The sequence below is a fragment of the Frankia sp. Allo2 genome, assembly GCF_000733325.1.
In the GTDB taxonomy this organism is placed as follows: Bacteria; Actinomycetota; Actinomycetes; order Frankiales; family Frankiaceae; genus Frankia; species Frankia casuarinae.
In genome coordinates this window covers 78206-92096 of sequence record NZ_JPHT01000011.1, presented here as the reverse complement: position 1 = coordinate 92096, position 13891 = coordinate 78206, and the positions used below count along the sequence as shown (strand labels likewise).

Annotated in this window: 11 protein-coding genes (1 of these 11 only partly in view); 5 read left to right on the top strand and 6 right to left on the bottom strand. The window is 71.0% G+C overall.

Annotation, left to right across the window (positions count from 1 at the left end; genetic code table 11):
- The first annotated feature begins 135 nt into the window (after window positions 1-135).
- Window positions 136-960, top strand: a complete 825-nt coding sequence (locus ALLO2_RS10365; RefSeq protein ID WP_011437878.1) for an ABC transporter ATP-binding protein — start codon at window positions 136-138, stop codon at window positions 958-960.
- 422 nt (window positions 961-1382) lie between these two features.
- Here ALLO2_RS10365 and ALLO2_RS27165 read toward each other — a convergent pair whose 3' ends face one another.
- Window positions 1383-1709 (bottom strand): hypothetical protein, encoded by a 327-nt coding sequence (locus ALLO2_RS27165; RefSeq protein WP_049760977.1) that lies wholly within the window; start codon window positions 1707-1709, stop codon window positions 1383-1385.
- 664 nt (window positions 1710-2373) lie between these two features.
- Between ALLO2_RS27165 and ALLO2_RS10355 the strand changes: the two genes are divergently transcribed.
- Entirely contained in the window at window positions 2374-2715 is a 342-nt protein-coding gene (locus tag ALLO2_RS10355; protein ID WP_011437876.1) for an Lsr2 family protein, read from the top strand.
- A gap of 221 nt (window positions 2716-2936) precedes the next feature.
- Here the strand turns inward: ALLO2_RS10355 and ALLO2_RS10350 are convergent, their stop codons facing one another.
- A complete protein-coding gene (locus ALLO2_RS10350) occupies window positions 2937-4343 on the bottom strand; it encodes an aminopeptidase P family protein (RefSeq protein WP_035731599.1) in 1407 nt (468 codons plus the stop codon).
- Between the two features lie 1105 nt (window positions 4344-5448).
- Between ALLO2_RS10350 and ALLO2_RS10345 the strand changes: the two genes are divergently transcribed.
- Complete coding sequence (locus ALLO2_RS10345; RefSeq protein WP_232235017.1) at window positions 5449-6930, top strand: LCP family protein; 1482 nt, start codon at window positions 5449-5451, stop codon at window positions 6928-6930.
- On the opposite strand, the gene ALLO2_RS10340 is transcribed toward ALLO2_RS10345, so the two are convergent.
- The 4 genes from ALLO2_RS10340 to ppgK form a co-directional block, all read right to left on the bottom strand.
- The gene (locus ALLO2_RS10340) at window positions 6924-8015 is read right to left on the bottom strand and encodes a YihY/virulence factor BrkB family protein (RefSeq protein ID WP_232235016.1); all 1092 of its coding nucleotides are present in this window, start codon (window positions 8013-8015) and stop codon (window positions 6924-6926) included. The two genes, ALLO2_RS10345 and ALLO2_RS10340, sit on opposite strands and share 7 nt — an antisense overlap.
- A gap of 200 nt (window positions 8016-8215) precedes the next feature.
- A complete protein-coding gene (locus ALLO2_RS10335) occupies window positions 8216-8416 on the bottom strand; it encodes a hypothetical protein (RefSeq protein ID WP_011437872.1) in 201 nt (66 codons plus the stop codon).
- Between the two features lie 158 nt (window positions 8417-8574).
- Window positions 8575-10365 carry a septation protein SepH gene (gene sepH / locus ALLO2_RS10330; RefSeq protein ID WP_035731519.1) on the bottom strand — a complete coding sequence of 597 codons (1791 nt, stop codon included), beginning with the start codon at window positions 10363-10365 and terminating at the stop codon, window positions 8575-8577.
- A 264-nt stretch (window positions 10366-10629) separates the two neighbouring features.
- Window positions 10630-11466, bottom strand: coding sequence for a polyphosphate--glucose phosphotransferase (gene ppgK, locus ALLO2_RS10325; RefSeq protein ID WP_035731516.1), 837 nt, complete (start codon window positions 11464-11466; stop codon window positions 10630-10632).
- 272 nt (window positions 11467-11738) lie between these two features.
- Here ppgK and moaA point away from each other — a divergent pair, with 272 nt between their 5' ends.
- The gene (gene moaA / locus ALLO2_RS10320) at window positions 11739-12725 is read left to right on the top strand and encodes a GTP 3',8-cyclase MoaA (RefSeq protein ID WP_011437869.1); all 987 of its coding nucleotides are present in this window, start codon (window positions 11739-11741) and stop codon (window positions 12723-12725) included.
- A protein-coding gene (locus ALLO2_RS27160; protein WP_232235015.1) for an NTP transferase domain-containing protein crosses the window boundary here: on the top strand, window positions 12722-13891 show its 5' portion. It continues 57 nt past the right edge of the window; 1170 of the gene's 1227 nt are visible here — the first part of the coding sequence; its start codon is at window positions 12722-12724; its stop codon lies beyond the right edge, outside the window. Before moaA ends, ALLO2_RS27160 begins: the two co-directional genes overlap by 4 nt.

The following is a 13891-nucleotide window of genomic DNA, read 5'->3' as shown; positions in this document are numbered from 1 at the left end:
ATCCGTCCGGACGGCCGGGGCGGGGCTGCCCGGGTGACGGGCTGACCTGCCGGCTACGGCACGAGACGGCCTGATACGGGTGGACCGGCCGTCCCGGCGGCATCAGGAAGTCTGGTGTCGCGTAACGTGAGCTGCATGCCGGACGCGGTGCTGCGCCTCGACAATGTCAATGTCGTGCGAGATGGGTCATACCTGCTCAGGAACGTGTCGTGGGCGGTGTTCCCTGGCCAGCGCTGGGTGGTCCTCGGTCCCAACGGCGCCGGGAAGACGACCCTGCTGCAGGTGGCCTCGGGCCGGCTGTTTCCCACCAGGGGCACGGTCGACCTGCTCGGCGCCCGTCTCGGCAAGGTCAACCTTCTCGATCTACGATACCGGGTGGGTGTCGTCAGCCCGGCGCTGGTGGAGACGCCACCCGCCGACGAGCGGGTACTCGACGCGGTGGTGACCGCCGGCTGGTCCGTGCTGGGCCGCGCCGACGAGGAGTACGACGAGGTCGATCTCACCCGCGCGGCCGGCCTGCTGACCCAGTTCGGGTGCCGTGGACTGGTCGACCGTCGGTTCGGAACCCTCTCCGAGGGAGAGCGCAAGCGCGTGCTCATTGCCCGGGCCCTCATGACCGACCCGGAACTCCTCCTGCTCGACGAGCCCGCCTCCGGGCTCGATCTGGGTGCGCGGGAGGCGTTGATGCGGCGGCTCACCCGCTTCGCGGCCGACCCCATCGCTCCTGTCCTCGTCCTCGTCAGCCACCACGTGGAGGAGATCCCGGTCGGGGTGACCCACGCGTTGCTGGTGCGCGGCGGCCAGGCGCTTGCGGCCGGTCCGGTCGCGCAGGTCCTCACCGCGCAGGCGCTGTCCTCCTGCTTCGGGATTCCGTTGGAGGTCGGCGTGGCGGCCGGTCGCTACACCGCCCGGCTTGCCGCTGGACCGCCTCCCCGGCATCCGGTATCCGCCTCGGTCTGAGTCTGTGCCGCGGGGCTGAGTCTGTGCCGCGGGGCTGAGTCTGTGCCGCGGGGCTGAGTCTGTGCCGCGGGGTGTTTGTCCGTTCAGGGGCCGATCGGCCGTGACCGGGGTCGGTCGATGGTCGGACGGGGTCGGTCGATGGTCGGATGACCACGATCGGCGGGGTGCGGTGACCGTCCCGACGTGATCCGGTCCCGAGTCACCGCTCGGTCCCGGCGTTTCGCGTACGGTCCGGTGGGCCGTCCATCCCCGTCAAGCGGCCTCAGCCCGTCGTAGCGCGCCTTTTCCGGTATCGCCGGTGTATTTTTTCGCGGCGGCCGTCGTGCTCCCTCTCCGAGGCTCGTCCGTTCGTGGGCCGGCCGGCGACCCGGACGGACGCTGACCGCCGGTTGCCCCCGGACCCGTCGCTGGTTGGCCGTCGTTCATCGTTCGTCGAGCAGCTCCCACAACCATCCCGACCGTCGCACACCCGCGCCGAGCGACCTCAGCCGGCCGGCAAGTTGCCGATCCGAGGTGATGACGACCACGGGCGCGACCGCGTCGCGCGCCGCCGCCACGATGGCGTCGTCGCCGTGCCCGGGGGCGTGCACGACGACGATGGTCGGTGCCGCGCGGTCCGCCCTCGCTGGAACGTGGCGGCCCTTCTCTGGCGCGACGTCCGCGGGCCGGACCTTTTCGGGTGTGATCTTTCCGGGCCGTACGGTTCCCTCGGGAACTCCGGCCCGTGCCGCACCCTCGAGAACGACCACGATCCGCTCAGGCCATTCCGGCCTCGATGATGGCCGCGGGTGCGTGCCGGGACGGGTGATCCGCGCCGAAATAGCGTCGACCAGCCGTCCGGCCGCTCCTGGGCGGTCCCGCCACCACCCGTCGGGCCGGGAGCCAATCACGTTGGCACCGTCTACCACCCACGTGCGCGGGTACTCGTCCGTGGGTCGGCTCATACCGGCGGCGCCGGAATCAGGGGTACTCATCCGGCGCGGCGATCCCCTTTGGCATTCGTACCGGTCGGTTCCGCTCGCGGCACCACCACCCCAAAGGCGCCGGCGGCTGTTGCCCGCCGTTTGCCGGGCAATCGTCCACGGGAGTCGGTAGACGAACACGATCGGTGTCCCAAGGTCGGAGGACATGGACGCCGCTCGGTCCACGCCTGCCCAACTGTCCGCTTGCGGTCGGCCTTTCGACTGGGAAGGTGTGATTCGCAGAACATGATCATCCCTCTATCATGTGGAGCTTGCTCCCTGTCTTTGGGTTCCGCACTCCGACTGCCAGGGCGGCGTGCGTTGAGCGCTGACTTCGTCTTCGGCGACCCAAGCCTGCGAGCCCGACGAACCAGGCGTGACAGTTCCCCGCGTTCTCGTGGTAATAATAGACGCGTGAGTTCTGCGGTCCGCTGACCTGAAGGAGAGTGGCATGGCCCAGAAGACCATCGTCTCGTTGATTGACGATCTCAGTGGAGAAGAGGCCGACGAGACCGTCCGGTTCGGACTCGACGGTGCGCAGTATGAGATCGACCTGTCGGAGAAGAACGCCACGAAGTTGCGTGAGTCGTTGGCTCCGTTCGTCACCGCGGCTCGCCGTTCCGGCGGTCGGGCGGCGGGTGGCCGGCGTGGTGTGCGTGCCGCTTCGCGCCGTACCGGCGGAACCGACCGTACCGCCGACATTCGTGAGTGGGCGCGCAGCAACGGTTACACGGTGAGTGACCGGGGGCGTATCGCTTCCAACATCGTCGAGGCGTACGACAAGGCCCACTGATCCTGGTCTTGACTGCTTTTCCGGGGTAGGGACCGGAGCAGTGGAACCCCTTGTAGCGGTAGTGCCCGTGGTATTGGACGACGGGCCGCGCGATCCGGCGGACCGAAGATCGTGTGATCAGGTTTTGCATGGTCAGGTTCCTGCCACACCGACCGGGCCGGTGTGGCAGGAACTATTGGCGTTGCCGCTGACGCAGTCCGTCGCCAGATCTGTTCGTTCCGTCAGTTCGGCAGCTGCCGGGCCATCCAGTTTTCGACGTCTTCCGCGGTTCGCGGAAGTGCGGCGGACATGTTCCGCCTTCCATCCCTGGTGACCAGGATGTCGTCTTCTATCCGGACGCCGATGCCTCGCAGTTCCGGCGGAACCATCAGGTCGTCCGGCTGGAAGTACAGGCCCGGTTCGACCGTCAATACCATGCCCGGTTCCAGCGCCGCGTCGCGATAGGTCTGGTCGCGCGCCTGCGCGCAGTCGTGCACGTCCAATCCGAGCATGTGCGACGTGGAGTGCAGGGTATAGCGGCGATGGACGCCCGCTCCCGGGGAGCGTGGGTCCTCGGTCAGCGACTCCTGCGCACTGACCGGCAGGAGCCCCCAGTCGTCGAGCGCCGTGGCGATGACCCGCATGGCGGCCCGGTGCGGCTCCAGGAAGGACGCTCCCGGCCGGACCGCGTCGATCCCGGCCTGCTGGGCGCGAAGAACCACGTCATAGACCTGGCGTTGCACCTCGGTGAACCGTCCGTTGATCGGAAGCGTNCGGGTGACGTCGGCCGTGTAGAGGGACCGTCCCTCGACCCCCATGTCGAGCAGGGCGAGATCACCGGCGCGTACCGGCCCGTCGTCGCGGACCCAGTGCAGCGTCGTGGCGTGGTGGCCACAGGCGACGATGGAACCGTATCCCACGTCGTTGCCGTCCACCCGGGCCCGCCGCCAGAACGTCCCCTCCAACCATCGTTCTCCGTTGGGCAGGTCCATCGCCCGACCGATTTCTCCCACGCACTCGGTGAAGCCACGCACGGTCGCGGCGATCGCCTCGTCCAATCGGGCGATCTCGAAGTCGTCCTTGAGCAGCCGCAGCTCGGAAAGGGCCTGTGCGAGGGCCAGATCGCGGTCGGTTCCTGGTCCACCCCGGCCGGACCAGCGCAGCACCGAACCGTCCACGACCGGATCGACTCCGCGTAGTACCCGGGTGTTTCCCGGTGCCAACCGCGCGAGCGCGTCCGCGAGCTCCGTGAGCGGCCGGCATTCGATCTCCAGCTGNGCCGTGGTCTCCCGAACCCCCGGTCTGGGACCGACCCACAGTTCCCCGTATCGCCGGTCGGTGTAGAAGGCGGAGCTCGACCGGTCGGACCGCCCGGCGACATAGAGCACCGCATCATGCTCACCGGCCGCGTTGGGTAGCAGAACCAACACGGCATCGGGTTCATGGCAGCCGGTCAGCCAGAAGAAGTCACTTCCGGGACGGAACGGAAAATCTGTGTCGTTTGCCCGTACCCGCAGACCGCCGCTCGGCACCACAAGCGCGTCCGCCGGGAACCGCGAACCCAACAAGGCGCGACGTTTCGTGGTGTAGGGTGCGCAGTCATCGCGGGATGGCACAGCGTCGTCAATCGGCGCCCACCCGGTCGACATAAATCGCCGGAACGCCGCGTGTGGTTCCTCGTCGTGGTTGGCCTGTCCGGGTTCGCGCACGGAATCATCCGATGCCGGAGGTTCACTGGCCCCGGTGGGGACAACGCCCGGCTCGTCGGTCGTGATGAGGTTCGGATCACGCCCGGCCGGCGCGCTCTCGGGCACCCCCGTGCCGGTCGGTGGAGGTGAGCTTTGGTGGGACTGGGCACTCATACCGTTAACGGTAGGCCCCGTTGCGGACGGCGGGTAGCGCGAGGCGCACCGCCATGCCCGGCGCGTTGGCCGGACTTCTCGTCGTTGGTCCGCCGGGCATTTGGTGCATCGCGCCGCCGCGGTGATGCCGGGCCGATGTGGGCGGTCGCGTCGCGACCTGGGCCCGAACGCCGCTACCCACTTCGCCGCCTTCGGACCCTTCCATGAAGACTGTTCCTCCCACCTCGGGTGAGTTAACGAGGGCACGCAATCGGTTGTGGGAGATCTGGGGGATCCGATCGGTTGTGACCTTCCGTCGTGGACTGTTAACTCATCTGCCGGTCGGCGGGGAAGGCGGGTCCACGTTGCACGGATCGAGTCGGTCCGGGGGCGGACGTCCTCGGTGTGCCGTAATGCCGGTCCGATAGCCACCGGCATCGTGCGATTCGGGTGCTGTGCTCGATTCGGGTGCTGTGCTCGATTCGGGTACTGCACTCGATTCGGGTACTGCACTGCGTGTCGCGAACACCATCGGGTACCGGCATCATTGTTGCGCATCCCGATACCGGTGGCTGTCGTCGGGATCGCAGGATCGGGATCGGGCCCGCNACCGGTCTCGATGCTCGGCGTCAGCCGGGGTCCGCCGCCGCTCGGCTCGGCCGGGACGGTCCGGGCGGCACCGTCGGAGTCCGCACGGTCCGCGGGCCTGCCGGGGGCCTGCGAGGTCGTACATCCGACAACCCCTCGGGAATGCCATGACGCCCGTCACCCGTCACCATCGAAAAGACTGTCCGGGAGGGTTCCGGTCCGTCCGCGCCCACGTCGTGCCAAGGTGGTCCGGCGGGTTCGCGCCGGTGGTGGACGGTGCCGACCCCGGGCGGCGCCACTGGCGCGGATGATCTCATCCCGGTGGATGAGGGAGGAGGACGCGGCCATGACCTGGCCTCCGGATCGTCCGGATCGTCCGGAACGGTACGGGCCGACGGCGGGACGCCGGGACGGCGAGCGGCCTGGCCGGTCCGTCCGTGACCCGCGGGACCCACGCCGGGCCCCTGAGGAGGACTGGCCCGTCGGGCAGTGGCCGCGCCGGGAGCACCGGCCCGCTCCGCGGGGTCACGATGATGACGAGCCGCGCGTACCCCCCGGCGCCTACCCCGATCCCTACGGCCGGTACCCCATCGATCACCCGGCGGCCGAGCCCCGGTATGACCGGCCGGCCCCGGAGGGTCCCGTGGCACCCGGGCAGGGCGGCTTACGGCGCGGTCTCACCGCCATGGCCGCGGTGTTGGCGACCCTCGTCCTGATCCTGGCGACCGGTGGCTGGGCCGTGCTGAAGCACTACGACGGTAGGGTGCATCACATCCCGCTGGCCTTCTCCGCCAGCGCGGACCGGCCGGCGTCCGCATCGGGCGGAACGCAGAACATCCTGCTCGTGGGGTCGGACACTCGGACGGGGACCAACGGCGAGTTCGGCCAGGTCGAGGGGCAGCGGTCGGACACGACCATCCTCGCCCACCTCGACGGCGACGGTTCGACGACTCTCATCTCCTTCCCCCGGGATCTGTGGGTGCGGATTCCCGCGTACACCGACGCGGCGGGCACGCAGCACGCGGCGCAGCGGTCCAAGCTGAACGCCGCCTTCTCCTACGGCGGGCCGTCCCTGCTCGTGGCCACGATCGAGAACCTCACCGGGATCCGGGTCGACCACTACGTTCAGATCGACTTCATCGGCTTCCAGGGGATGACGGACGCCCTCGGCGGGGTCACCGTCTGCATCAAGGAGCTTCCCCCCGAGCTGAAGGCACGGGGTTTCGACAACCTGCACGACCATTACTCCGGGTTTTCCGGTCAGGTCGGCGAGAACACGCTGAACGGGGCGCAGGCCCTCTCCTTCGTCCGGCAGCGGTATGGCCTACCCGAGAGCGACATCGACCGCATCCGCCGCCAGCAGCAGTTCCTCGGTGCCGTCTTCCAGCGGATCGCGTCGACGGACACCCTGCTCAACCCGGCGAAGCTGCTCGGGGTGGTCGACTCCGCCACCTCGGCGCTGACGCTCGACGAGGCCACCTCCCTCGCCGACCTCCGGTTTCTCGCGGTGCGGATGCAGTCGATCGGATCGGGCGGCGTCGCGTTCACGACGGTGCCGGCGGCAGCTGGCACCCGCGGGGGGCAGAGCGTCCTAGTTCCTGATCCAGCCCAGCTGGGCACCTTCCTCAAGCCCTTCGGCGGTCGTGTCGCCGACGGGAGCTCCACCGGCGCACTCCCGGCCGGCGCGGGGGGTGGCTCCTTCGCCGCGGTACCGGTGTCCGCCGCGGTACCGGTGGTCTGGTCCCCGACCAGCGCGGCGGGAAGGTCCGTCCCGGGTGACGCGGGCGGGGTGTCCTGCACCTATTGAGGCGGCCTCAAGGCGTTCAGCGCCGAGTGGCTGCCCCGGCGGCGCGGTGGCTGCTCGTCCAGCGCCGCGTTGAGCTCCGCGCCCAACAACACGGCCAGCGCGGTGATGTAGAAGAACAGCAGCGCCGCCACCGGTGATCCGAGCGAGCCGTAGACCAGTTCGTGACTGAACACGATCTCCAGGTAGTACCGCAGCACGCCGCTGCCCACGAGCCAGCAGACGAGCGCGAGGATCGCTCCGGGCAGCGCCCGCCACCAGGGTCGGCGTACCGGCAGCGAGAGGTGGTACAGCGAGGTCAGCATCGCCAGGGCCACGAGTCCCACGACCGGCCAGTAAAGCAGTGTGATCAGGGTACTGACGAGGGGATGGCGACTGGCGTCGAAGATCCGCGAGATCAGTTCGGGCCCCAGGACCAGCGCCGGCAGGAGGATGACCCCGCTGGCCACTTGGGCGAGAAACAGCCACAGCGCCAGGAGCCGGCTGCGTACCGCCGAGCGCAGCTCGCGCTGGCCGTAGGCGATGGTGATGGTGTTGACGAAGGTCGCCATCGCGGTCGACCCGGTCCACAGGGACAGCACGAAACCGATGGAGATCACATCCGGTCGGCCACGGGAGAGGATCTGGTCGATGGTCGGGCGCACCGCGTCGTCGACCACCGATTCGGTCAGCAGGCCGCCGGCGCCGTGAAGGATGCTCTGCCGGGCGCTGTCGAGGGCGTCGGCTCCGATGGCGTCACCGACGTAGCCGAGCGTTCCCAACAACGACAGCAGGAGTGGGGGCAGGGACAGCAGCTGCCAGAATCCCGCCTCGGCCGCAAGCCCCAGGACCCGGTGCCGCCAGGCATTGGTGATGGTCCGATGGGCCAGTCGCAGGGGTCCTCGGGGCAGCCGGCGGCGCTGGCGATCCAGCCGGTGGAACAGCGTGCTGCGCCGGATGGCGGTCCAGGTCGCGGCGTGACGGTCTCTGGCCCGCGTTAGCAGCCCGGGATTCACCTCGACGACCACCCTGCGCAGCAACACCATCCAGCGGCCGCTCACCGGGGACGATGCCACGGGAGCCGGTGTTTTGTTTCCCGCGGCGGACACGGCCCCCACCGTATGGCCTGGCGTTCCCGGGTGCCGAAGGGCACCCGGGAACGGAGTGGATGATCGCGGCGGAGGCCGCCCGGAGTAACGGATGGGCCGCCGGCCAGCGGCGAGGGAAGTGGTCAGGGATCCTGGATACGCCAAAAGGGACACATCGCTAGATCGTGATGTGCCCCTTCAGGGTGCCTGGGCGGCCGAGTTCAGGACACGCTGAGTTTGTCGGTCTCGTCGTGATACTCAACAGCCATCTCACGCAGCTTCGAGTCGTGCGACTTCGCGTGGTGCCGGCAGAACAGGAGATCGCCGCCCCCGGGCAGCACGACCCGCACGTAGGCCTGGGCACCGCACCGGTCGCAACGATCAAGATTGGTCAGCGTCGGCTTCGTGATAGTCCCTGTCACATCTACTCCAACTGTGTTAGGCGGTCAGACGTTCCAACTGACCATGTGACGGTTTACTCACAGCCGGCTCTCGTGGCGTCGTTGCATCCAGAGCGGCGTGGTGTCCGTGGTCCTCCATACCACGAACGGGTACCCGTCTCGGACGCCCGGTCGTCTGATCAGGGACGTCGGGCACCGAAGACGATGTCGTCCCANGCTGGCACTGACTTGCGTCCGCGTCGACCGCCTGCCGGACGTTCGTTCCCACGGGCGGTGTTACTCGGGCGTGCCCGTGACGCAGCGGAGGCGCTCGATGTGTCTACGGTCATCTCGTCGGTCCCGTCCGGCGCATCCTCCGTCTGCGCGGAGGGAGCCTTGGCGGGGGCTTCCCGCCGGGCTTCCCGCCGGGCTGCCGTGCGGCGCGCCCCGGGCGTGGAATCTGTGCCGGATCCGGCGGCTCGGGCGGCTGGTGCCGAGGTCACGGCGGCCGCGGCGGCTGCGGCGGCATCGGTGCCCGCTAGCGCGGCCGGTTCGGCGGGAGCGGATCGCGCTGCCGTACCGACGTCTGGGGCCGACGGCTCCGGTCCGGCCGGGGCCGCGGCGGCTGTCCCGCCCCGCTCCCCGCCGGCGACGGGAGGCACCTGCGCCGAGCCCGGGACCGGCAGCTTGGCGGCTGCCCCGGTGGGAGACGTGGCGGATGTCACGGGCTGCGGACCGGCCGGCGCGACGGCCGGTCGGGAATGCACTCCTGATCGTCCGGTCCCGGACGCGGACCCCACCCTGGGGCGGCTGCCGGGAACGCCTCGCCCCGTCGCGGCCGTCCGGCGAGCGACCTCGCCGCGGATCGGTTCGGGCCGGACGGGACGATCCAGGGACTCGGCTTCCTCGGCCCGGGCGGCCTTCCGCTCCACCGCGCGCGGGTCTCCCGGGGCCGCTGGGTCTGCGGACCGGGCAGGTACGGACCAGGGGGTCACGGCTCGGGTGTCCGCGGATCGGGTGTCCGCGACCACGGGTTGCGGTTCGGCCGCCTGGATCGTCTCCGGACGGGTGGNCGACCCGGGCGACCCGGGCGACCCGGGTGCCCCGGGCGCGATCCCACCGCCCGCGGTGTCCCCGGGATACGCGTTATCCCCGGGATATGCGTTATCCCCGGGATACGACGCGGCCGGGTGGGAGGGCAGGGCCGCGGGCGGAGGGTACTGTCGCTCGGGGAGGCCGTGCTGCGGGGCCGGTGTTCCCGGCGGCAGGCCCGATTCCGCCATCGCAGCGACCATCGGCTGGACCGGGGTGGCCGGGGTGGCGGGGATGCCCTGGTCGTGCACAAGGGTGAGCGCTGGCCCCGCCGCCCGCAGCGCCGCCGACGATGATGGTACGGATGACGGTGCGGGCACCGGCGCCGGCTGCTCTGCCGTCTCCGGCGCCACAAGAGTGCGGGCCGCGTCGTCATGTGGGCGCACCCGGCGCACCACCGGATCCCACGTCCAGCGGGCGCAGCGGCTTTCCGAGGTGAGCTGGACGAGCCAGATGCCGTCGACGCGGCGCCACGCGTCCCACTGCGCCGCGGCCGGATTGTCCTGGGCTCCCATCAGCCGCGCGTCGACGACCTCGCCCAACGGCCGTCCCGGCACGCCCCCCGGATCCTTGGGGAGCAGCGCGGCCCGCGCCTCCTGCACGACCCTGGCACGTTCGGCGAGGACGGGACCCTCATAGCGCTCCACCCGTTCCACCGGGATCCCGGCGGCCCTGGCCACCTCCGCCGCGGTCTCCCCGGCGCGCAGCCTGGCCTGGATCTCCCGTGGGGTGAGCGCGCTCTCGGTACGCACCTCGCTGCGACGCACACCGCGCAGGGCCGCGCGCAGCCGGTCGTCCACGGGCACCCGGAACTGCTCGCCGTCCGTCCTGCCGTTCGCGTCGGTGAGCACGAGGTAGCCGCCGTCCTCGCTGAGTGCGACCGCCCGCAGCTCGCGCATGGCGCCTCCTCCTCCGTCGAAGCCGTACCGCTTGTCGCCGTGCCGCGGCGGGCGGACCGTTGCGCCGGACGCGCATGGGAGCGGATGTCAGCATGATGCGTCAACCCGCCTTCGGCCTGTGCGTCCCGGTAGCTGACAGCCTGCCATCGATGGCGTCGGTCGCGGGCGTGGCGGCGGGCGACACGCACAGTCTGACCGTGTTGGGCCTGTTCGGGCAGTCCCGGAACGTCCGGATCCGGGACGAGTGGACTCGCGACCGGTGGATTATGGTCGCCTGCCGCCCGGGGGGCGGGTCGCGGGACCTCGGCGGCGGGCGGGCCGGGCAGCCGGTCGGGGCCGGTTCTGGTCGACCAGGCCGGAGATGGCGGCGCCGACGATGCCTGCCTCGTTCTGGAGTTGCGCGGGGATCACTCGGGTACGCACCTCGAGCTGGTCGAGGTATTTGTCCGCTCTCTTGCTCACCCCACCACCGATGATGATGAGGTCGGGCCAGAGCAGCGCCTCGATGGNGTTGAGGTACCTGGTCACCCGTTTGGCCCACTTCTCCCAGGAGAGGCCCTCGCGTTCCCGGGCCGCATCGGACGCCCTGGTCTCCGCGTCGTGCCCGGAGATCTCCAAGTGGCCGAGTTCGGTGTTGGGCACGAGCTGGCCGTGGAGGAACAGCGCGGTACCGATCCCGGTTCCGAACGTCGTCACGACGACCAGGCCGGTGGTGTCGCGTCCGGCGCCGAAGGTCATCTCGGCGATGCCCGCCGCGTCCGCGTCGTTCATCACGGTGATGTCCACCGGGCCCGTGGCGGCGGCCGACCCGCCCAGCGCCTCGGCGAACAGGGACACCACGTCGGTGCCGATCCAGGACGGGGCGATGTTCGCCGCCGTGAGCGCCACCCCGTTCTTGACCACTGCGGGCAGGGTGGCTCCCACCGGTCCCGACCAGCCGAAGCGGCCAACCACCTCCGCCACGGTCGCGGCCACCGCGGTGGGCTCGGCCGGCTGCGGAGTCGCCAGCCGGAACCTGGGCGCGGCCAGCGACCCGTCCTCGACGTTGACCGGAGCGCCCTTGATTCCGCTTCCGCCGACGTCANCCCCGAAGACCTGCATCGCCGAGCCCTCCCCTACCGATGTTCTGNCCTTGCCGNCCCCGCCGACCCCGCCGACCCTGCCGCGGTGCCGTGGGCCGAACCGCCGCCCAGTGACCGCGGACGTCCGTCGACCGCACGAGTTGTAGTCTCGCAGGCGATCGGGGCGGCCACGGTCCGACTGCCCACGTCGTGGCCTCTCCGTCCCGATCGCGTCCCGCCGGTGAGTCCGCCGCCGCGTGGCCCGACTCGGGACGAGCCGCGACTCAGACGAACGGCTCTTACCCTGGAGGAATGAGCCTCACCGACACCCATGGTCGCATCGCGACGGACCTGCGGGTGTCGTTGACGGACCGCTGCAACCTCCGGTGTACCTATTGCATGCCGGCCGAGGGACTCGCGTGGCTCCCTGGCGAGCGGATGCTGACCGACGACGAGGTAGTCCGGCTGGTTGGCGTCGCGGTTGGGCGGCTCGGCGTGACCGAGGTTCGCCTCACCGGCGGTGAGCCCATGCTGCGTCCGGGTCTGGTGGAGCTGGTGGCGCGGCTTGCGGCCCTGCGGCCGCGGCCCGAACTGTCCGTCACCACGAACGGTCTGATCCTGGCCCGCCTGGCGGGCCCGCTGCGGGCCGCCGGTCTGGACCGGATCAACGTCTCCCTGGACACGCTGGACGCGGACCGGTTCGTCCGGATCACCCGCCGGGAGCGGCTCGGTGACGTGCTGGCAGGACTGTCCGCCGCCGCCGCGAGCGGGTTCACCCCGGTCAAGGTCAACAGCGTCCTCGTTCGGGGCGTCAACGACGACGAAGCCCCCCGGTTACTGCGCTGGTGTCTGCGGGAGGGCTACGAGCTGCGGTTCATCGAGCAGATGCCGCTGGATGCGCAGCACGCGTGGCGTCGGGACACGATGGTGACGGCCGGCGAGATCCTTGCCTGCCTGCGGGCGGAGTTCACCCTCACGCCGCTGCCGGGCCGCGGCAGTGCGCCCGCCGAGTTGTTCGAGGTGAACGGTGGGCCCGGGCGGGTGGGGGTGATCGCCTCGGTGTCGGCGCCGTTCTGCGCGGCCTGTGACCGGGTCCGGCTGACCGCCGACGGCCAGGTACGTGACTGTCTGTTCGCCCGGCGGGAGAGCGATCTGCGGACCCCCATGCGTGCCGGCGCGGACGACGAGCGGCTCGCGGCTCTGTGGCGGGCGGCCGTGCGGGGCAAGAAGGCGGGGCACGGCATCGACGAACCGACCTTTCGGCAGCCGGACCGGCCGATGTCCGCGATCGGCGGATGACGGTGGCCCGGTCCGGGTCGTATGCCGGTGTCCCCGCGGGTTGGAGTGCCCTGGTGCTGGCCGGGGGTGGGGCGCGCCGGCTCGGCGGCCGGGACAAGCCGGCGGTGATGGTCGGCGGTTCCACCCTGCTCGAGCGGGTGCTGTCCGCGGTGTTGGACGCCGAACGGGTGGTCATCGTCGGTCCCCGGCGCGACCTGGCCGTCGATCCGATTCCGCCTGGTCGGGTGCGCTGGTGTCGGGAGGATCCGCCCGGCGGGGGACCGGTCGCGGCGATCGCCGCCGGCCTTGTCGAGATCACCACACCGTTCGTCGCCGTCCTCGCCGCCGACCTGCCGTTCCTGACCGGCCGGGAGATCGCGCTGCTGCGCCGCGGGGTCGCGGACCCCGCGGCGCAGGCCGCGCTGCTGGTCGACCCGGACGGCCGCCGGCAGTTTCTGGCCGCGGTGTGGCGGACGGCCTCGCTGTGGGCGGCGCTACCCGCCGATCCGATCGGGCGCCCGGTGCGCGGCCTGTTCGCAGACCGTCCGGTGACCGCGGTCCGGGCGCACGCCCGGACCTGCCTCGACTGCGACGAACCGGCGGATGTGGCGCGGGCCCGCAGCTGGGCCGCGGTGGGCGAGCGTGGCCCGGCCCGGCACGATAGGCCTATGACCTCCGCCGATGACCAGCAGCCTGATCACCAGTCGTGGTCCGATCATCGGGCTTCGGCGGATCCGCCGCCCCCGGAGGCCGGACGTCATCGCCCGCCGCCCCCGGAGGCCGGACGTCATCGCCCGCCGCCCCCGGAGGCCGGACGTCATCGCCCGCCGCCCGCCGCGGCCGTCGGCTCGGGTGCCGGCAACGTTCGGGACAAGAACGTTCGGGACAAGAACCTCCTGGAGCGGGACGTCCTGGCGCAGTGGGTGTCGGACGTCTGCGCCGAGCTCGGCCTCGACGCGGCACGGATCGACGTGGGCGCCGTCCTCGATCTCGCGCGCGACGTCGCCCACGGGGTCGCGCGTCCCGCGGCGCCACTCACCGCGTTCCTGGTTGGTCTGGCCGCCGGCCGGAACGCGGGCGGTGCCCACGGTGAGGAGGGCGGAGGCGAGGGGGGTACGGATGGTGAGCGGGAGGCCGCGGCTGCGCGCGCGGCGACGTCGGCCGTGCTCGGCCTCCTGGCGCGNNCG

Coding starts and splice junctions, on each gene's coding strand:
- ALLO2_RS10365 (WP_011437878.1), top strand. CDS start 136: ATGCCGGACGCGGTGCTGCGCCTCGACAATGTCAATGTCGTGCGAGAT.
- ALLO2_RS10355 (WP_011437876.1), top strand. CDS start 2,374: ATGGCCCAGAAGACCATCGTCTCGTTGATTGACGATCTCAGTGGAGAA.
- ALLO2_RS10345 (WP_232235017.1), top strand. CDS start 5,449: ATGAGGGAGGAGGACGCGGCCATGACCTGGCCTCCGGATCGTCCGGAT.
- moaA (WP_011437869.1), top strand. CDS start 11,739: ATGAGCCTCACCGACACCCATGGTCGCATCGCGACGGACCTGCGGGTG.